The sequence below is a fragment of the Paenibacillus sp. Marseille-Q9583 genome (assembly GCF_976954365.1).
Map to the genome: position 1 here is coordinate 33,173 of NZ_CDRJTB010000044.1, position 20,191 is coordinate 53,363.

General features: G+C 45.9%; 21 protein-coding genes. 2 read left to right on the forward strand and 19 right to left on the reverse strand.

Translation table 11 applies throughout. The features are described 5' to 3' along the window. Window positions 1-69: 69 nt before the first annotated feature. From smc to ACWNM1_RS19365, 11 genes are all read right to left on the reverse strand, one after another. Window positions 70-3,639, reverse strand: a complete 3,570-nt coding sequence (gene smc / locus ACWNM1_RS19315; RefSeq protein WP_449602263.1) for a chromosome segregation protein SMC — start codon at window positions 3,637-3,639, stop codon at window positions 70-72. A gap of 171 nt (window positions 3,640-3,810) precedes the next feature. Then, a complete protein-coding gene (rnc, locus tag ACWNM1_RS19320; protein WP_042127220.1) occupies window positions 3,811-4,515 on the reverse strand; it encodes a ribonuclease III in 705 nt (234 codons plus the stop codon). Window positions 4,516-4,527: 12 nt separating this feature from the next. Beyond that, window positions 4,528-5,766 carry a beta-ketoacyl-ACP synthase II gene (gene fabF / locus ACWNM1_RS19325; protein WP_076282776.1) on the reverse strand — a complete coding sequence of 413 codons (1,239 nt, stop codon included), beginning with the start codon at window positions 5,764-5,766 and terminating at the stop codon, window positions 4,528-4,530. Window positions 5,767-5,984: 218 nt separating this feature from the next. Then, window positions 5,985-6,218, reverse strand: a complete 234-nt coding sequence (locus ACWNM1_RS19330; protein ID WP_036686493.1) for an acyl carrier protein — start codon at window positions 6,216-6,218, stop codon at window positions 5,985-5,987. Between the two features lie 224 nt (window positions 6,219-6,442). Next, window positions 6,443-7,192 (reverse strand): 3-oxoacyl-[acyl-carrier-protein] reductase, encoded by a 750-nt coding sequence (gene fabG, locus ACWNM1_RS19335; RefSeq protein ID WP_449602264.1) that lies wholly within the window; start codon window positions 7,190-7,192, stop codon window positions 6,443-6,445. Between the two features lie 52 nt (window positions 7,193-7,244). Then, window positions 7,245-8,168, reverse strand: a complete 924-nt coding sequence (fabD, locus tag ACWNM1_RS19340; protein WP_449602265.1) for an ACP S-malonyltransferase — start codon at window positions 8,166-8,168, stop codon at window positions 7,245-7,247. 37 nt (window positions 8,169-8,205) lie between these two features. Then, window positions 8,206-9,195: a beta-ketoacyl-ACP synthase III gene (locus ACWNM1_RS19345; RefSeq protein ID WP_139328492.1), complete on the reverse strand. Its 990-nt coding sequence runs from the start codon at window positions 9,193-9,195 to the stop codon at window positions 8,206-8,208. A gap of 8 nt (window positions 9,196-9,203) precedes the next feature. Beyond that, entirely contained in the window at window positions 9,204-10,193 is a 990-nt protein-coding gene (plsX, locus tag ACWNM1_RS19350; protein ID WP_449602266.1) for a phosphate acyltransferase PlsX, read from the reverse strand. After that, window positions 10,177-10,773, reverse strand: coding sequence for a transcription factor FapR (fapR, locus tag ACWNM1_RS19355; RefSeq protein WP_042127208.1), 597 nt, complete (start codon window positions 10,771-10,773; stop codon window positions 10,177-10,179). The genes plsX and fapR overlap by 17 nt, the downstream gene beginning before the upstream one ends. Before the next feature lie 423 nt (window positions 10,774-11,196). Then, a complete protein-coding gene (gene rpmF, locus ACWNM1_RS19360; RefSeq protein ID WP_019911234.1) occupies window positions 11,197-11,370 on the reverse strand; it encodes a 50S ribosomal protein L32 in 174 nt (57 codons plus the stop codon). Window positions 11,371-11,439: 69 nt separating this feature from the next. Further along, on the reverse strand, window positions 11,440-11,952 hold the full coding sequence (locus ACWNM1_RS19365; protein WP_449602267.1) for a YceD family protein: 513 nt from the start codon (window positions 11,950-11,952) through the stop codon (window positions 11,440-11,442). A 175-nt stretch (window positions 11,953-12,127) separates the two neighbouring features. On the opposite strand from ACWNM1_RS19365, the gene ACWNM1_RS19370 reads away from it, so the two are divergent. Further along, on the forward strand, window positions 12,128-13,366 hold the full coding sequence (locus tag ACWNM1_RS19370) for a nucleotidyltransferase (protein ID WP_449602273.1): 1,239 nt from the start codon (window positions 12,128-12,130) through the stop codon (window positions 13,364-13,366). Here ACWNM1_RS19370 and ACWNM1_RS19375 read toward each other — a convergent pair. After that, entirely contained in the window at window positions 13,356-14,393 is a 1,038-nt protein-coding gene (locus ACWNM1_RS19375) for a SepM family pheromone-processing serine protease (protein ID WP_449602268.1), read from the reverse strand. The genes ACWNM1_RS19370 and ACWNM1_RS19375 overlap by 11 nt on opposite strands. Before the next feature lie 152 nt (window positions 14,394-14,545). Here ACWNM1_RS19375 and ACWNM1_RS19380 point away from each other — a divergent pair, with 152 nt between their 5' ends. Further along, the gene (locus ACWNM1_RS19380; protein ID WP_449602269.1) at window positions 14,546-15,772 is read left to right on the forward strand and encodes a nucleoside recognition domain-containing protein; all 1,227 of its coding nucleotides are present in this window, start codon (window positions 14,546-14,548) and stop codon (window positions 15,770-15,772) included. On the opposite strand, the gene coaD is transcribed toward ACWNM1_RS19380, so the two are convergent. The 7 genes from coaD to ACWNM1_RS19415 all read right to left on the reverse strand — a co-directional run bounded on the left by coaD (window position 15,744) and on the right by ACWNM1_RS19415 (window position 20,052). Continuing rightward, window positions 15,744-16,262, reverse strand: coding sequence for a pantetheine-phosphate adenylyltransferase (coaD, locus tag ACWNM1_RS19385; protein WP_076282781.1), 519 nt, complete (start codon window positions 16,260-16,262; stop codon window positions 15,744-15,746). The genes ACWNM1_RS19380 and coaD overlap by 29 nt on opposite strands. Further along, window positions 16,246-16,854 (reverse strand): 16S rRNA (guanine(966)-N(2))-methyltransferase RsmD, encoded by a 609-nt coding sequence (gene rsmD, locus ACWNM1_RS19390; protein WP_060624086.1) that lies wholly within the window; start codon window positions 16,852-16,854, stop codon window positions 16,246-16,248. Before rsmD ends, coaD begins: the two co-directional genes overlap by 17 nt. 492 nt (window positions 16,855-17,346) lie before the next feature. Beyond that, a complete protein-coding gene (locus ACWNM1_RS19395; RefSeq protein ID WP_449602270.1) occupies window positions 17,347-17,802 on the reverse strand; it encodes a DUF6773 family protein in 456 nt (151 codons plus the stop codon). A gap of 375 nt (window positions 17,803-18,177) precedes the next feature. Then, window positions 18,178-18,282: a sporulation protein YjcZ gene (locus ACWNM1_RS19400; protein WP_081951108.1), complete on the reverse strand. Its 105-nt coding sequence runs from the start codon at window positions 18,280-18,282 to the stop codon at window positions 18,178-18,180. A gap of 121 nt (window positions 18,283-18,403) precedes the next feature. Beyond that, window positions 18,404-18,826, reverse strand: a complete 423-nt coding sequence (locus tag ACWNM1_RS19405) for a hypothetical protein (protein WP_449602271.1) — start codon at window positions 18,824-18,826, stop codon at window positions 18,404-18,406. Between the two features lie 111 nt (window positions 18,827-18,937). Continuing rightward, window positions 18,938-19,222 carry a holin gene (locus ACWNM1_RS19410; protein WP_076282784.1) on the reverse strand — a complete coding sequence of 95 codons (285 nt, stop codon included), beginning with the start codon at window positions 19,220-19,222 and terminating at the stop codon, window positions 18,938-18,940. A 20-nt stretch (window positions 19,223-19,242) separates the two neighbouring features. After that, the gene (locus ACWNM1_RS19415) at window positions 19,243-20,052 is read right to left on the reverse strand and encodes a glycoside hydrolase family 73 protein (RefSeq protein ID WP_449602272.1); all 810 of its coding nucleotides are present in this window, start codon (window positions 20,050-20,052) and stop codon (window positions 19,243-19,245) included. Window positions 20,053-20,191: the final 139 nt, after the last annotated feature.

The following is a 20,191-nucleotide window of genomic DNA, read 5'->3' on the forward strand; positions in this document are numbered from 1 at the left end:
TTGATTTAACTTCGTACAAAACTCGCTTCGAAAGCAGATACTTAAAAAAATCACCATTTCGGCAAGCCGTTAAGCGATCTCTGCTTCCTCATCCTCTAAACGTACAGAGACAAGCTTAGATACTCCGCCTTCTTCCATCGTCACTCCGTAGAGCACATCCGCCTCTTCCATCGTTCCTTTGCGGTGTGTAACGACGATAAATTGCGTTTGTTCCGAGAACTCACGCAAATACTGCGCAAAACGTACGACATTCGCTTCATCTAGCGCAGCCTCTACCTCATCCAGTACGCAAAACGGAACCGGCTTCACTTGCAGGATGGCAAACAAGAGGGCCATCGCAGTTAAGGCGCGTTCCCCACCAGATAGGAGCTGCAGGTTTTGAAGCTTTTTACCCGGTGGTTGGGCTACAATATCTATACCTGTTTCAAGCATATGTTCTGGATCCAGCAGCATGAGATCAGCTCGACCGCCTCCGAACAGCTTCGAGAATACCGTACCGAATTGTTTACGGATCGCATCAAAGGTCTGTTTGAAGCGTTTGGACATTTCATCTTCCATCTCACGGATAACTTGATACAGGGTAGTCTTGGCTTCGACCAGGTCATCTTTTTGTCCACTGAGGAAGGTATAACGCTCATGAACACGCTGATATTCTTCAATCGCACCTAAGTTCACTTCGCCCAATGCAGAAATACTGCGTTTCAGACGCTGTACATCCGCTTGTGCGGCAGGCACATCTTCGGGCACAGGATAACGTTGCTTCGCTAGTTCATAGCTTAGCTCATAATCATCACTCAACTTACGAAGAATATTATCAAGTTCAACATCGAGACGACCCACAGAAACTTCAGTAGAACGCAGCTTGTCCTCCACGACTCTAAGTGCCTGACGCTGATCCTTGGTCTTGCCCTCCTCTAGCTCAAGCTTACGGGTTAACGCCGAACGTTCCGCCCGAGCTAGATCCAAAGTACCGGCTGTCTCTTCCTTCTTCAGACGATAACTATTCAAATCTTCTTTCTGTTTCACGGTTTCCAAAGCATTACTAGCCAAATCCTGTTCGATCGTATGTAACAGATTACGATTCTGGCGCAGCTCTTTATCCTGTGATCCCGCATCTTGCCTTAGACGACGTAATTGCTCCTCCAAGGAGAAAATCTCCTGATCGAGCTTGCCTTCCGAAACCTTCATACTGGTCAGCTTACCTTGCAACTCTTCCTTAGCGGATTCATTCGCTTTACGCGCCGATTCGGCATTACGGATACCCTCATGAGCTTCCTTCTCTTCCTTCTCGAGACGTTCAAGCTCAGCAGAGGCTTGTTTCCGAGTCTCCTCAAGCGTGCGGACCTCACTTTCAAAGCCGCTACGTTCCGCGCCTGTGCTCTCCACTTGTTCCTGCACATGCCCAAGCTCCTGTTCAAGCTGCTTCAAATCGCCAGAAACACGTTGCTCTTCCAGTCTCTTCTCATCACCATCACGGCGCAGGTCCTCTAGCTTCACGCTAGCGTTTTCCTGCTCTTCACGAAGTCTGGCTATGCCTTGTTTCAGCTTAACAATCTGACGCTCGCTCTCTTCGATCTCACTGCTCAGCTGATCCAGCTGGCGTTTACGACTAAGTAAGCTATTGTTCTTCTTATGCTGGCTACCACCAGTCATCGAGCCCCCGGCATTGACTACATCACCCTCTAGCGTAACCACACGATAACGATACTGGCATCTAGCGGCGATGCGGTTGGCCTGCTCCAGGCTCTCAGCAATAACTACATTACCAAGCAAACTGCCAACAATACTTGCATACTTATCATCGTATCCAACGAGTTCGGAACCAATTCCAACAAAACCTTCAGCATCTTCCACCATTCCTCGGTCGCTACCGGAAATTTGGCGTGGCCGGATAACATCGAGTGGTAGAAAAGTAGCTCGTCCCAATTGACGTTGCTTCAGGAAAGATATCGCTTGACGAGACACGCTCTCATTATCCATAACCACGTGTTGCAGCGATGCTCCCAGCGCAGTCTCAACAGCCATTTCCAGCTTCTCCGGAACGGAGATGAGTTCAGCAACCGCACCATGCACACCGTTAAGCTGCCCTTTACGAGCTCCTTTGAGAACTTCTTTAACCCCAAGCATAAAGCCATCGAAATCATCCTGCATTTCTTTCATGGTCTCGTGACGGGAGACTTGTGCTTCCCGCTTCTGTTCCCACTTTCTCAGACCTGATTGCGTCTCTTCAATCAGTTTCTGACGTTTACTAAGTTGTTCACTTTCAGTAATATAAGCACCACGAAGATTGCTTAGTTCCTTTCCAAGCTGGGCAATCTTGTCTTTTAGCCCTTTCTGGTTAGCAGACAGCTCATCATGCCGTGCAGTCCATTTGCCGCTTTCTTCTTCACTGCGGCTCATACGACGCTCCAGGTTCTCCTTCTGTTGATCCGCGTAACGAATTTCGTTACGTGCATTCGCCATAAGGTTCATTAACTCCAGGAGTGCACTTTTCAGCTTCTCCTCCTGGCTCTGACTAATACCGTCAGCGACACCTTCGAGTCTCGCCTCTTCCGCTTCGATCTGTTTCCGAAGCTCAACAAGCTTAAGCCGGGATGCTTCGAGCTTAGCTTCTAAATCTCCAAGCTCACGCTGTCGATCCGCAGAACGCTCACCTACAGAACCTAATGTAAGCATTAACTGTTCACGGTTGCTCTCAAGATTACGCTTGCGTTCCTTCAACACTTCCCCGTAACCTTCGCTCTTCTCATAAGCCTCACTATAACGGAGCAATTGCTCTTGCTGCTTCTCAATCTGTTCTTCTAACGCGCGCAGTTCAGCACGTCCGCTTTCCAGCTTCGCATCATGAGCAGAGACAACTGTAGATAGCTCTAGTTGCTCATCCTTTAAAGTTTCGAGCTTAGCGTTACCTTCCTGCCATGCTGTATGAATGCCTTCAATCTGATGCACATAGACTGAAATTTCCTGATGCTTCAGTTGTTCCCGAAGCTCTTTAAAGCGAATAGCCTTCTCCGATTGATCCTTTAGGGGACCAATCTGATCCTCAAGCTCACTAATCAAATCGTGAATACGAAGCAAGTTTTGCTCCGTGTCGTCAAGCTTTCGACTTGCATCTTTTTTGCGCGATTTATATTTTACAATACCCGATGCCTCTTCAAAGATGCCTCGCCGATCCTCGGAACGAGTACTCAGAATCTCTTCAATCCGACCCTGTCCGATAATCGAATAAGCCTCACGCCCGATACCGGTATCCATGAACAGCTCTGTGATATCCTTCAGTCGGCAGGATTGCTTATTAATTAAATATTCACTCTCACCACTACGGTGAACACGCCGAGTCACTGTAACTTCGCTGAAATCCAATGGAAGCGTGTGATCCTCATTATCGAGCGTAAGTGATACTTCACCATAATTCACAGCTTTACGAGCGTCACTACCGGCAAAAATAATATCTTCCATCTTGCCGCCACGCAGTGATTTAGCACTCTGTTCGCCGAGTACCCAGCGTATGCCGTCAGAAATATTGCTCTTGCCGCTTCCGTTCGGACCCACTACGGCCGTTATTCCGCGCACAAATTCCATTTCTGTTTTGTCGGCAAATGATTTAAAACCAGCTAATTCTATCCGTTTCAAAAACATACTTGCCTATCACCTCTGACCCATTATACCATAGCGTTTATTCGCCTAAAATAGCTTCAAAATCAAGCTTGGCTATTCTTTCGAAAAAGAGCAGCAACGGTCTGAGCTCCGCCTAAACGCCGGTATTCAGACCTTTGCTGCTCTCCTCCGCTTGTCCACATGATGCAAAATTCAGGCACCATCTTCTTTCAGATGCAACAGTGCAGCTGCTGCAGCCTGCTGCTCTGCTTCCTTCTTCGAGCGGCCGCTCCCTTTACCAAGTGAACGGTTAGTCATTAACACTTCAGAGACGAATTCACGCTCATGCGCGGGTCCCCGTTCTTCAATGATCCGATATTCCAACGTACCCATATTGTGCTGCTGAATTAGCTCTTGCAGTTCCGTCTTATAATCGGTCATCTGCATTTGCAGTTTCCCATCCGTCTCCACAAGTGGAAATACGTGATTATCAAGAAAAGACCGTACAGTTTCCAGCCCTTGGTCAAGATAAAGCGCTCCCACGAAGGATTCGAACACATCAGCCAGCAGGGCCGGGCGAGTACGTCCGCCCGTAAGTTCTTCCCCTTTTCCCAGCAGTACATAACGGCCAAAACCTAAACTCTCAGCGAACTTAACCAGCGAAGGCTCGCATACGATAGCGGCACGTAGCTTGGTCAGTTCCCCTTCAGGTCGATCTGGCAACAAATTGTACAAATATTCAGAAACCGTCAGCTCCAGTACAGCATCCCCTAGAAATTCGAGACGCTCATTGTCCTGATGCTGATTGAAACGGTGTTCATTCACATAAGATGCATGGGTAAAGGCCTGCTTCAGAAGCACAGAATCGTGAAATTGGATTTGAAGTTGCTGTTGTAACTGCTTCAGTTCTCCTTTCACCGCGCTGTCCCCTTACTGATTATATTTTTTTAGAATAACTGTTGCGTTATGTCCCCCGAATCCAAATGAATTCGACATTACAATATCAAGATCCGCTTTACGTGGAACATTTGGTACATAATCCAAATCACATTCCGGGTCTTGGTTGTCCAAATTAATCGTTGGAGCAATCATGCCCTTTTGCAAAGAAAGTCCGCAGATAATAGCTTCAACTCCACCAGCAGCACCTAAAAGATGACCTGTCATGGATTTCGTTGAGCTAATAGCTACTTTATAGGCATGTTCGCCTAATGCTTTCTTAACAGCAGCCGTTTCTGATCGATCTCCTACAGGCGTTGAAGTACCATGTGCATTGATGTAATCAATATCTTCAGGAGAGATACCAGCATCACGGATTGCCATCTTCATGCAGCGTGCTGCACCATCTGGATCCGGTTCAGTCATATGGTGAGCATCAGCGCTTAGACCATAGCCAATTACCTCAGCATAAATCTTCGCTCCACGTTTCTCAGCATGTTCAAGGGATTCCAGAATCAAGATCCCAGCGCCCTCTCCCATAACGAAACCATCGCGATCTACATCAAATGGCCGACTAGCCTTCTCCGGCTCATCATTACGAGTGGACATCGCTCTCATTGCACAGAATCCTGCCATTCCTGTTGGACGAATGGTCGCTTCCGAACCACCGCAGATCATAGCATCCGCGTCTCCACGTTGAATCAGACGGAATGATTCCCCAATGGAATGACTTCCTGTAGCACAGGCCGTCACTGTAGTCGTATTCGGTCCCTTTGCACCGAGGTTAATCGACAGCTGCCCAGAACCCATGTTAGCGATCATCATCGGGATAAAGAACGGGCTAACCCGTTTTGGCCCTTTTTCAAGCAACAGATTATGATTGTCTTCCCAAGTACCAAGACCACCGATACCCGAACCAACAGATACACCGATCCGTTCAGCATCGATATCTTCACCGATCTTAAGTCCACTGTCTCTCAATGCATCTTCACCGGCAGCCACTGCAAATTGTACAAAACGGTCCATCTTGCGGGCTTCCTTGCGGCCAAAAAGCGCCTCAGGATCAAAGTCTTTAACTGATGAAGCAATTTGCGTAGTGTATTCACTGACATCAAACGCTTCAACCATCGATACACCTGATTTACCGCTCATCAGATTATCCCAGAACGTCTCCAAGTCTTTCCCCAGTGACGTAATTACGCCCATCCCGGTTACAACCACTCTATGACTCAAACACAATCACCCCATCTATAGGCTGTATACATTATATTCAGTACTTATATACTGCAAATTATTACTATATGAACAGCGATCACCGCATCATTAAAGCTTCCGCGGTTCTGTTATAATCCCTATGAAGCTGCACATGGCAACCTGTAATACATCTTTAATGCTGTATAAATGAGGAGAAGCCCCGCCCAAGTTGGAACGGGACTCTCAATCATATGACTCTAGGTATGAGATTGTATGTACTTCACAACTTCACCCACGGTCGTAATCGTCTCTGCATCTTCATCAGAGATTTCCATGTCGAATTCATCTTCCAATTCCATAACCAATTCTACTACATCAAGAGAATCAGCACCTAAATCATCTTTGAAAGACGCTTCTAATGTTACCTCAGCTTCATCGGCACCTAAGCGGTCGATGACAATGCGTTTTACACGCTCTAATACATCGGACATCCGGTTCACCTCCTCTTTTGGTATTATACGAGATATGAGATCAAAATACCATAGACCGCAAAAAACGCTTTCCTGATCCCTCACATTTCATATTTAAAACAGCGTAATTTCTCCCAAGCATAAAACCCTTCGGCGTCTTTATAAGGACGGTAAGTGTTTAAGCGAGAAATATAAGGATAAAGTATAGTGTGAAACTTATACTTTCTTATATTTTCAAAGGAGTATTACATATACATCCCGCCATCCACGTGTAGTGTCTGGCCGGTCATATAAGCGGCGCCTTCTGAAGCCAGGAATACAACTGCCATAGCTATCTCTTCCGGACGCCCAAGGCGAGCTAGTGGAATGCCCTTCTCTAGCTCACTGCGAACCTCTTCAGAGAGCTCACGTGTCATATCTGTATCAATAAACCCAGGAGCAATACAGTTGACAGTGATGCCCCGCGAAGAAAGCTCAAGAGCCGATGCCTTCGTTAAACCGATGACACCAGCCTTAGCTGCAGAGTAATTAGCCTGACCAGGGTTACCTGTCACGCCCACAACCGAGGAAATATTTATGATTCGGCCATAGCGCTGTTTCATCATCGGACGTGTTGCTGCCTTAAGGCAATTAAACACACCTTTCAGATTCGTCTCGATCACTTGATCGAACTCTTCCTCTTTCATGCGCATAATCAAGTTGTCCCTAGTAATACCGGCATTATTGACAACAATGTCAATACGTCCCCAGGTATTAAGAACCTCTTTCACAAGGCTCTCGGCCTGTTCACTATTGCCGACATCTCCACGGAGTGCAATACCCTCCGAGCCAAGCTCGACAATACGGGCCACAGTCTCCTGTGCCGCCGCTTCACTTCCTGCATAGTTCACGGCCACCTTTACACCGTGTTCTGCAAGAGCAAGCGCGATACTACGACCAATCCCACGTGAGCCGCCAGTTACAAGGGCTGTTTGGCCCCGCAATGCTGAGAACATAGTCTAATCCCCTTTCAATCATGATGCTGTTGTCAAAATGTTAAACCATTTCTTACAAAACAGTTTGGACACTTTCAAGTGTATTAATGTTGATTACTTTGACTGTTTTATCTATTTTGCGGATGAGACCTGCCAGAACACTGCCAGAACCAATCTCTACAAAAGTGTCAACACCATCTGCAATCAACCATTCAATACTGTCCTGCCAAAGCACAGGAGAATACACCTGACGAACAAGCAGTTCGCGAATTTCTTCGGGATCTGTTACCGGTGATGCAGTGACGTTAACGATGACAGGTACATTTGGAGTATTGAAGGTTACTTTCTTCAACTCTTCTGCCAAACGATCTGCAGCAGCTCTCATCATAGAAGAGTGAAAAGGTCCACTTACTTCTAGCGGAATTGCCCGCTTGCCACCAGCTTCTTTAACACGCTGCACAACACCATTAACGCCTTCCTGAGATCCGGAAACAACGATCTGACCTGGACAGTTAACGTTAGCCAGTTCTACAACACCATTCTCTTCAGAGATAGTTTGGCATAATGCTGCCAGCGCTTCACGTTCTGCGCCAAGTACTGCAGCCATTGCACCTTGTCCTCCTGGAACAGCTTCTTCCATGAAACGGCCTCTCAAGCGTACAAGTGTTACAGCATCTTCATATGACAACACACCCGCAGCTACTAGTGCACTGTATTCACCAAGGCTATGACCAGCAACATAATCCGGCTTCAAACCTTGTTCACGTAGAGCTTCAAGATAGGCTACGCTTGCTGTAAGAAGCGCTGGTTGCGTGTTTACTGTTTGCTTCAACTCACTGTCCGGCCCTTCAAAAATCAGCTTACTTAGTGGAAATCCGAGAACTTCATCCCCTTTCTCGAACACTGCACGGCTGTTTTGAAGAGCATCATAAACATCCTTGCCCATTCCAACTGCTTGTGCTCCCTGTCCGGGAAAGACGAATGCAATTTTACTCATAAGTATGAACTCCTTCCCGTATATCGGTCTTAGCTTATTACCAGATCAATACAGATGCGCCCCAAGTCAAGCCACCGCCGAATCCAACCATCAGGACGGTGTCGCCTTCTTTCATACGTCCTTCTTCCGCCGCTTCAACAAGCGCTAGTGGAATGGAGGCAGCCGAAGTATTAGCATATTTATCAACATTAATCACACATTTCTCTGGTGGCAAATCAAGACGCTGCATAGCGGATTGAATGATACGAATATTCGCTTGGTGAGGTACGAACAAATCGATATCTTCCTTACCCAAACCAGCTTTAGTAAGCACACGCTCTGTAGCTGAGCCCATTACACGAACAGCAAATTTAAAGACTTCGCGGCCATTCATATAAATGAAATGCTTCTTATCTTCAACAGTTTGCTGAGAGGCAGGCAAGCGCGAACCGCCGGCTTCTAGCTTAAGCAAGTTCCCTCCAGAGCCTTCAGCACCCAGATCAAAGGATTGGAAACCACGACCTTCCGGAACCTCACCAATGATAACTGCACCTGCTCCATCGCCAAACAAGACACAAGTATTGCGATCCGTATAATCTGTGATGCGGGATAAAGTATCCGCACCTATAATAAGTGCATTGTTGTACATTCCGTTCTGAATAAAGCCAACCGCAGTAGCTAAGCTGTATACAAAACCAGAGCAGGCTGCTGACAAGTCAAAAGCCGCAGCGCCTTTAGCACCCAGTTTATCCTGCAAAATACAGGCTGTAGAAGGGAAAGCACTATCAGGTGTTACTGTTGCAATAATAATAAGATCCAAATCTTCGGCTTTCATTCCAGCGGAATCAAGTGCCTTGAGTGCTGCTTCATACGCTAGATCAGAAGTTGCCTCGTGAGGCGCAGCAATATGTCTCTCGCGGATGCCTGTCCGACTTACGATCCACTCATCGTTAGTCTCCACTATTTTTTCCAGATCGCTATTTGTCAATATTTTCTCAGGTACATATTTCCCAGTTCCTATAATTCCAACCGGTCGCAACTGTCTCATGTCGTCACTCACTTCCCGCTAATTTCCTTGGATATACTTGGCACAAGATCGGCTTGTAGAGCAATCCGCGCTTGTCTTACCGCATTCTTAACTGCATTTCCATCAGAAGATCCGTGACCCTTAACTACCAATCCGCTAAGACCGAGTAGTGGTGCACCACCGTGCTCTTTGTAATCCATTTTACTCTTTAAAGCTCTAAGCTCCGGCATCAGCATAGCCGCGCCAAGCTTAGTCTTCAGAGAACGACTAAATTGCTCCTTGAGCAAAGAGAACAAAGCACCCGCCGTACCCTCAAGAGACTTTAGCAAAATATTACCGGCAAATCCATCGCAGACAAGCACATCGCAATTCCCTGTCAGTACGTCACGTGCCTCAACATTACCGATAAAATTAATGCCTGGTAAGTTCTCAAGCAGCGGATAAGCTTCTTTCGTCAGTTCGTTACCCTTTCCAGGCTCCGTCCCTACATTCAGAAGTCCCACACGCGGCTTAGCAATACCATGAACCTTGCTCCGGTAAATGCTGCCCATCAGCGCATATTGTACCAGATGTTCAGGCTTCGCATCCATGTTAGCACCAAGATCAAGAGCCAGTACCCCAACATCGTCAAGCGTTGGAATCATAGGCGCCAGTGCAGGACGTTCAATTCCCTGCATCCGGCCAACTACGAGTAGTCCTGTGGTCATTAGCGCACCCGTGTTACCCGATGAAATCATAGCATCTGCTTCACCTTCACGCACCATTCGTCCAGCTACAACCATGGATGAGTCTTTTTTACGACGAACTGCCTTAACCGGCTCTTCATCAGAACCAATGACGTCTCCTGCATGACGTATTGTCAGATTAGATGGCTTGTCTTTGAGTAGCGGCTCTAATCTGGCTTCGTCACCAACGAGCACAATCTGCGTATCTTTCCATTCCGCGGCCGCGGACAACGCCCCCTCGACATTACACTCAGGAGCGTTGTCCCCGCCCATGGCATCAATGGCGATCAGCACTATGGTTACCCCCTTCACTGTGTTCATCATTTGCGGACCGATACACTATAAAATGGCCCTGAAACACTAGTTCTTCTCCGACATAGGTGAATACGTCCACCTCTGCTTTGCCACCCCTACCGGCGAGTGACCGCACCTGTGCTTTGGCAATACACTTCTCACCTAGCTGAACTGTGCGTACAAAACGTATATCGGCTGAAGCGGTCAGAGCAATTTCATCGTTGATTACGGCAACCGCAAGCGAGTTCGCTTGAGCAAACACATAGTGACCACGAGCGATCCCATTTCTAGAGAACACATGATCTTCGCGAATCTCAAATATCGAAATCCCACTCTTGTCCAATTGTAAATCCACAATGTCTCCGATGACTTCATCCGCAGGCAAAGAGCGCACCTGATCATAGGAGTGCTCTGCCATTTGCTTCATTCGTTCACGCAGTTCCGGTATCCCCAGCTCCATTCGGTCCAACCGAATCGTCTGAATGCTAACTTTTAGCTGACGAGTCAACTCCCGATCCGTTACAAAAGGATTACCTGCGATTATATGTAGCAGCTGTTGCTGACGTTCTTTCTTGGACATCCGCTCGATTGCGGCTCACCTCCTGGCACGTGCCAAGCATAAACGCCTTCGGCGTCCTTATGGACGATAAGCGTTTAAGCGAGAAATATAAGACATCAAGTATAGGTGCATAACTTATACTTTCTTATATTTTAAAGAAAGCATTCGGCCGCTTGAATGGCCGCTGTTATATTAGGTCAAATAACCTTAAACATTATTTAGAACCAGGTACTAATATGTAGTATAAAGCATGCCGCACCAAAAATAAAGCATTGACTTCTGGGCGGCTTATGTTTGGATAAGCATAAACGCCTCAGCGTCCCTAATAGACGGTAAGCGTTTGTGCAAAAAATATAAGGATAATGTATAGCGTGAAACTTATATATTCTTATATTTCAAAAAAAATAGTACTTCACCGATAGTGAAGTACTACTTATTCCGAAACTATTGTTTGATGATTTCTCTTGCTTTGTAAGTTCCGCAAACTTTACATACGTGGTGAGCCAATTTCAACTCTCCGCATTGTTCGCATTTCACCATGCCCGGCACAACCAACTTAAAGTGGGTGCGACGTTTGTCACGGCGTGTTTTAGACGTTCTACGTTGTGGTACTGCCATGTGTTCCACCTCCTTGTGATATTTCTGTCAGCCTGCTCCTCAGAGCAGAATGTGTTTTGTTGTAATGTTTCATTTGAAAAAGTCTTTCAACCCAGCGAGTCGAGGATCGATCACTGTGTTGTCGCAACTGCAGGTGCCTTCGTTCAAGTTCTGTCCGCATTTCTGACAAAGACCAAGACAGTCTGCCTTGCACAATACCGAATCCGGTAAGTGCAGTACGAAATTTTCTTCCACATAAGGAATAAGATCCACAACCTCATCCTTGACGTAAATGAGTTCCTCATCTTCGTCATCATCTGGAAGAACTGGCTGCTTAAGCCACTTGAAAGTCTCAGCAAAAGGAATGTTCAAATCACTTTTGACCTCCGTGAGACAACGTGAACATAAAATGTCCACATCTCCACTCAGTTTTCCCACCACGTTCACACAATCGGTTCCCGCGGGCAGCGCTTTAAGGTCCACTGAGAGCGGAGCAACAGCTAGAATATCCTTGCGCCCTTTGACTACCTCGCTGACATCCACAACATCGTGAATATGTAACGGTTCGTCGGCATTCGCTAATTTGCGAAAGTGAATCTGCATAACTTATCACTCCCAAACAAACAAAATTTATTATACCTAGTATTATATACCTTTGTCAACCATTTTCCCTTTATATTGTTTCAGAAATTGGAGAGAATTATGATATAACTATTAGTGTAAATCAAAATGACAGTATATGCGAACTGATAATGGTTACATACGGAGGGAAGCAGCAGTGACAACAGTTGGAATAATAGCAGAATATAATCCATTACATAACGGACATGTCCATCACTTCACCGAAGCCAAAAGACTATCTGGCGCTGAGCGCGCCATTGTCGTCATGAGCGGTCCCTTTACTCAGCGCGGCGAGCCGGCGGCGGTAAGCAAGCAAGCCCGGACAGAGATGGCGCTACGAATGGGCGCCGACCTCGTCATTGAGCTGCCGGTGGCCTATGCTGTACAGCCGGCAGAATGGTTCGCCTTCGGAGCAGTTGCACTGCTGGAAGCGACCGGGGTCGTGGACAGCTTGTGCTTCGGCTCCGAAGCCGGCACTTTGGGTTCGCTGCTTCCTCTGGCCAAGTATCTGGCAGAGGAAAGCAGCGAACTTCAGAGCGAGATCCGCCGCCGCATGGCGCTCGGAGCGAGCTTCCCCGCCGCGTACAGCGCAGCGGCGGCGGCGGCCTTTGAAGGGACTCTCCATGAAGAGGAGAGTCCCGGCGATGCTGACGAGCTGCTGCGCCAGCCGAATAACAGCCTTGGCTTGCATTATCTCATCGCTTTGCAGCGGCTAAATAGCAAGATCGAGCCGCTAACTGTTCCGCGAACGGCAGCCGGATTCCATGATCCTTTGCAAGTTGGCTCATCGATCGCAAGCGCCACTGCTATTCGCAAGCTGCTGCAAGAAGGCGGCTCTCCAGCAGCATACATGCCGGAATATAGCGTGTCCATATTAGAAAGAGAGCATGCAGCAGGTAGAGGTCCTCTGGCATTGGAGCATTTCCGAGCTCCCCTCCGTCACCTGCTCTCTACACGTAACGCTGCCGAGCTACGAACCATCCAAGACATGAATGAAGGCTTGGAGAATAGAATCCTTCGTCTTATGCCCGATCTTGAGCAATTCTCGATCTCGGGTTTGCTTCAAGCCCTTAAGAGCAAGCGTTATACGCATACACGACTGCAACGTCTACTACTACACATTTTGCTAAATCATACAAAGGAAGAAATGACCCCTTCTGTACTAGCGGAGGGGCCCGGATATATTCGAATCCTTGGTTTTAGAGAAAGTGGACGAACTCTCCTCAAAGAGATGAAACAAAAAGCAACCTTACCCATCATCATGCGGCCGTCACTGTGCTCCCATCCACAACTTGAGCGAGACCTTCAAGCCGCGTCTGCTTTCGCAGGAGCTTTTCGAGAACCTTACAGAACCGATATGTATCGCGATTATTTGGAACCTCCGGTCATGGTTTGACCGGTAGTTCCTCCATATACTTCAGTGCTTCATCCAGTGTCGATACGGGTACCAACTTCATCGATGTGCCGATTTTATCAGCTTTCGTTTTGGCTTCGTCGTAATTCTTAACAGGAACGAAAAAAATCTCCGCCCCTTCTCGATCTGCAGCAACAATCTTATGCTTCACTCCACCGATAGCACCTACCTCACCCTCAGCGTCGATCGTGCCCGTTCCTGCAACCCTATGACCTTTGGTTAAATCACCAGGCGTAAGACGGTTGTAAATCTCCATAGTGAACATCAGACCTGCAGAAGGACCGCCAACATTCGTATCCACAAAGCTGACCGCTTTGCCTTGTTCTTTAGGTTTTACCTTTTGAACTGCAGCTATAGTGACTCCAAAACCCGGTCGAACTGCAGTACCATCTTTATCTTTGATCTCAACAAGTGTCACTTGTTCCTTTACTTCCTTACCGTTTCTTTGTAAAACAACAGCGACCTGATCACCGATTTTTTTTGTTGAAAGTAAAGCAGAAAGTGCTTCTGGATCAGGCACCTTCTGGTCTTCTACACTTATGATTCTGTCACCGGGCTGGAATTGTCCTTTATTACTGGCAACCGGAACTGAAAAAACATACAAATAATCCACAACATCCTCATACGGAATTCCTGCAGCATGATAGGCCGCCTGAACGGAGTAAGATTGCGAGCTGTTCATATAAAAAACCTGCTCCGCAGCATACTCATCTTCAGTCTTATCTCCTAACCGTGTTTCTTTCCGCACAACCTCTGAATTGGAGTTAAAAACAGTGGCGACCAGCAACGCCACATTAGCATAACTAGCGGATACTGTAGTCATCATGAAGGTTCCTTCTTCAGCTGGATCAGCATTTTCCACTTTAATCATAGGGGCAACTTCAGAGGCACTACCCGGTTGATATACAATGTACGGGGTGTTCATAAAAACAAATACATACACGATAACTACAAACGTAAAGAGGTAAGCTGTGGCACGGAATCCCGGCCGATGCTTCAACTGCTTCACTACTCTTCCCTTCTTTCCCACGGCACATTTAGGATATGAATGTTTGAACTTCATTACCGCTTCGACTAGTGGTTTGGCATGATGGTTGTCTACTCTGCATAAATTGATAACACATCCGCTATGCCTTAAGTTATGAAGAGGTGATTCTAGAAATGAACAATACAAAAATTCGCCGGCTAGCTAGTCGCTCCACACCTTTTTTATCTGGGGTGATCGCAATCCTGTTAGCCATTGCCATCATCATCTCCCCAGAAAGCTCTTTCGAGGCTTCTCTCCAAGGGTTAAAGCTCTGGTGGACACTCGTATTCCCTGCACTTCTACCCTTCTTGATGCTGTCTGAGATGCTAACCGCTTCGGGCTTCGTACATGGTTTCGGAGTGCTCCTGGAACCATTGATGAAAAAGGTCTTTCGACTGCCTGGCGCGAGTGGCTGGACTTTGGCGCTTGGAATCACCGCTGGATTCCCCGGTGGGGCCGGAGGTGTAATGCAGCTTCATAAGCAGGGCAGCATTTCGGACAAGGAAGCCGCTCGTCTTGCTTCACTTACGCATTTCGCCAGTCCAGTAACCCTGCTCATTGTGATCGGTGTAGCTTTCCTACATAGTCCTACAGCAGGTTACTTTCTACTTGCTATCCACTGGGTTTCAGGACTTCTGGCCAGTTATACAGATGCTCTGTTAAATGGCCGGCTAGACAATCCGCAGCCTTCTGTAAAAGAAAGCACGAATACCAAACGACCTTCTTTATATAGTCGTGTCCAACTTGCAGCCACTGAAGCCAGATCAAGAGATGGCCGAAGCTTCGGTAGACTTCTTGGGGAGTCAGTAGCTACAGCGGTACAAAATTTGATGGTTGTGGGCGGTTACATGATTATGTTCGCCGTGGTCATCAATATCATTACTACGGTACTTCCTGCATTACCAGCTGCTCTACCAGCAGGCTTGCTGGAGGTTCATTTAGGAGCCGACGCCATAAGCAAAGGGCTCACGAGCATCGGCGCCGGATCAACAGGAGTATTAGGCTTGGCCTTACTTTCCGCTGCACTTGGCTGGAGCGGACTCTGCGCACAACTGCAAGTACTGACAATGCTTAAAGAGGCAGGTGTCCGATTCCTCCCCTACGCTGTCGTTCGACTGATGCATGGCGTTTATGCTTTTTTATTAACACTGCTACTATGGAAACCACTTTTAGTAATAAGTGAGGCTGCTTTGCCTGCGCTCGCTGATTCACAATCCATACCAAACAGAACCATTAATGTAACTGCCATATGGAGCTCTTTTCCACAGTTGCTTAGTTTGCAATCGCTTCTGCTAATCATCCTACTGGCATTATCCGCAACGATATATCTCGTTAGCGCTTTTCGCCATCGGCTCGATTAAATTTAAGCTTCATCGCCTGTTCCACCTCAGGCGTCACGAAGTCAGACACATTCCCACCAAAATGGGCAATTTCTTTTACAACGCTGGAGCTTAAATAGGAATATTTCGGATTAGTCATCATAAAGATCGTTTCCGCATCCGGATCCAGACTATGGTTGATGGATGCGTTTTGCAGTTCATATTCAAAGTCAGTTACGGTACGAATACCACGTACAATGACTTGAGCATCTTTTTGACGAACATAATTGACTAATAGATCCCTAAAGCTGTCGATTTCCACATTGGGAATATCAGCTGTTGCCTGTCTTAAAAGCTCTGTCCGCTCTTCTACAGTAAACAGCGGGTTCTTACTCAAATTATTAAGCACCGTTACGATTAAACGGTCGAATTGCTTGGATGCGCGCCGAATAATATCCATATGTCCCATAGTCACGGGATCAAAGGTGCCTGGATAGATGGCAACACGTTCTTTTCTAATTTGCTGACTCATTCTCTACCTCCTCACCAGTCTCGCTTTCCACAGAAGGATTAGCTTCATACTGATAAATAGAAATTGTCGTTTCTCCGTATACGGCCTGACGCAGCCTATAAAATCCTGGGATATCCTCAGGATAGGCATAACTTGATTCATGCTCCAGAACAATGATTGCGTCCTCTTGCAGCATTCCTTTTTCTACCATAGATAGCATCAGCTCATCTCCATGCTTCAATCGGTAGGGAGGATCTAGAAAGACTAAATCAAAAACACGTCCCCGCTTCTCCAATGCACTGAGTGCTCTTCCTGCTTCATTTCGGTACACTTGCGCACTCGCTTCAAGATTAGTCGCTTTCAAATTGGCACGAATGGTGTCAATACTCTTGGGATCCATATCTACAAATACGGCGCTTTCCATCCCCCTGCTTAAAGCTTCGATACCCAAACCACCTGTACCTGCGAACAAGTCCAGTACCGCTCCACCTTCAAAATATGGACCGATCATACTGAATACAGCTTCCTTCACCTTATCGGTTGTAGGTCTTGTTCCACTTCCCGGCACACTTTTTAGTGGTCTTCCTTTTGCACTTCCCGATACCACTCTCACCGTCAATCACCCGCTCTATGTCTCTGTTTGTTATACCCAAAAGGGCATAAGTCCACGCCTATCGTAACACATTTGCGCGATGAAATAAAAAATATGTCTAGATATGAAAAATGGAAAGATCAAGACTATTCCGATAAATAAGTCTCCCTTATGTATAAGACTGGGCTTCCAGGGACATCATGTAATTATCGACACCACAAATGTCGTAGACAACCGCGGAGCAGGCTTACGTTTCCCCATAAGCTCTTCGTCCGGTTTCTCCTCTCCCATGAAAGGGGCCCTAGAGATAGGGCCCCGAATTTATGTTAAAGACATTAAAAGTTATTTTTATATATGTAATAATCAATACAAAATTACTAGTATCGGACAATGAAAGACACCCGCCGCCCCCTTAAGGTTGACGGGTTCGCTTAATGTTGTCCTGTCTGGAAACCATCAGATCGTAGGCTTGATTCCTCGCTATCTTAAAAATCTACTAAAAATCCGCGCATTTCATTCAACTGTATCATCACTACCTAATTCATCATCGATTTGCTGTTGTCTTTTTTTGTTTATATTCCGTAACACTAGGTGTGTAAGAAAATAAACAATTGTAAAAGATACAAAGATTAAAATATTATTCCTTACATTTCTTTCTCCCGCCAAAACTATAAGCAACGAAACACAAATTCCGCCTGAAATAATGCTGTTTATAAGCAGCTTTTTGTTTGTGTTTCTTTGGGAATCCCAAATATCAACACCAACAGACAAGTGCCGTATCGTTATATATATTCCACTACCAATCAAACAGAAAAACTCGACTGCAAATTGCTCAAACGGAGCATTCATTATGAATTGTTGAATCAGTACTGAAATCAGCAAACAATATACTAATATTTGATAAGCATCACTCTGAATCGTTCTTCTTTGAGATACAATTCGTTCATCATTCATTTTACTTTTTTTCATTATTATCCCTCCCTATAACCAGAATTATAATATATTTATTACATAATGCAATTTATATATTGCATCTATATGTGAATAAAAAGCAAACTCACACAATAAATTCGCTAAAGAGTATATACATCACAAAAGGACTACCTTTCGGCAGTCTTTTGTCAGACAGTCATGTTCGGGGTTACATGATAGAAATAAAAGCTTCCCACCGATACGACAATGATTAATAATACAATAATGGAAGAAATCCCGATCAGCATTTTTTATGTACTTCAATACGAGAGTAGAATCCTAATTACTTTTGCTGTGCATGGCATAAATTGAAAAGTACCATAAAGAAAGTCTGCTTCCAGCACGAATGCCAGAAGCAGACTTTTTATATCTTTAGAATATGCATGCGCTCGTAATAATTACCAATAAGATGAACAATACCAAAATCGCGCCTGTGGAAGTAAAAGCGCCACCAACCCCGCCAAATTCTGCACCCATGAGAAGACCTCCTCCGTATTTTAGAATACATCATAAGATATGTAATCATCTTCTTAGAAGATTGGGCGAACAGTTAAAAAAAAGACCCCACTGGCAACCAGTGAGGTTAAATGCTCTGCAATTAATCAGAAACTAAAATACCGTCAAAGCTTTCTGGACCCACACGAACTGTGCCGAGTAGATTAGATGAAACAAATGCTGTATAAGTGAGTTGAGGTGTGATTGCAGGTAAGAAATCGTCTGCTGAAAAGGTTATGACTTGCGGAGCCAAAATACTTAGACCAAAAGTTGAAGTAGCAGAATATATAAGCGGATCGGTTGGCAAGGTTCCTCTTACAATCGTAATTGTGATTCCTACTAAAGCTAAAGGAAGCGTTACAGAGATCGTTCCTTTAAGCAGCACACGCGGATTTGTAGTCACTCCAGCAGTTAACAACCCAATCTGTCCAAACAACTGTGGAGTATTTAGAACTGTTATAGGAATAGCTATAGAGTTGGCTAGGCTGGCATTTTGCGACGTTCTTCCATCAAGATAAGTTCCCATCGTTGCACCCCCTTTATAATTGACATAAGATAATATATTAGGGTTCTCGATAGATTGCATAGTCACAATACCTGTATAAAACGATTGTTTTATATACCTGATAGGCTGAGTCTATTTATCGTCTGTTTTAGTTCCATCCCTTTTGTTAAAAGCAAGCTCGAATAACCCCGTCGCCGAAAGTCCTGCTAGCCCTCCAGCCCAAAGCCGCAGGATCAGATTCATATCAGTGAACGGATAGGCCACTGCTCCAACCAGCAAGCCAATAGCTAATCCAACAACCGGTACAATATTCCGCGGAAGTTGCACGCTATTCTTCACAAGTTGTACAAGTGCCATTACAAAAACAGCCAGCACAGAAGCAAAGGCAAGCACACTGTTGAGAGCATCATTATACATGGTGTTTAATCCTCCTTATTTCATTTTCCACTACCAGAAACAAGTAAGCCTGCACGGTTCAGCACTGTTATTATGCGATAGAAGTCATAACTGCCACCTGACGGTGTATCCAGCAGCCCTGCAGCACTCGCTGCTTTCACTGCCGCTTCAGCCCATGGAGGTACATTCATCACTGCTCGGCCTTCGATTAAAGTCACACGATCTGAAAGCTTAGTAATCGACTGGCCTTGTTCCTGCATTCCTGTTTTTAGCGTATCCTTGCTATCCGTAAGGCTCACAATAACAGCACGCAATTCCTTTATTTCCATTTCCAGACTAACCAGCCTTTGTTTATCCTCTGCCGACATTTCGTCATCACCTTCCTTAGCTTCATCATCATATTTATACAGATTGTAGGTATTCATGATTTGGATTAGCTTTGCTGCATAGTTTGGGTCGGAAGCATAGCCAGCGGCAGCAATCTCTTGTGCGGCTACCTTGCCACTAGCACCAAGCACTTTGCTGTAAAGATTACGATTCCACGAAACACCATTCACAATCAACACGGAATGATCCGCAACAGATTCTCCCCAGTTGTTATAGGCCCGAAAAAGAGCTTCTACTTTAACAGCTTTACCATTAACATATTCAGTAGTTTGCACAGTAATACTACCGGCTGGTCCGCTACCTTTAATCCCAAACAAATTGTTGGCCTTAACAGTCAATCCGCTGCTGCCAAAGCCTGATTCTAGCGCCGCTTGAGCTATCGTTAGCGATGCCGGAACCTTGCTGATCTGCATGTCCTTCACAGCAAAATTTGCGATCTTCGCAATAAACTCGGTCTCCGTCATTTCATCACTTCCTCTCCTTTTATTAAATGCTGAGCATAATGAAATGCGTGTGCATATCCCTACTAATAGAGCGTCATTGCTAGATTCCATTCAAAATAAACGTCAAAACACGCGCCCAAAGAGCGCGTGTTTTTATTTG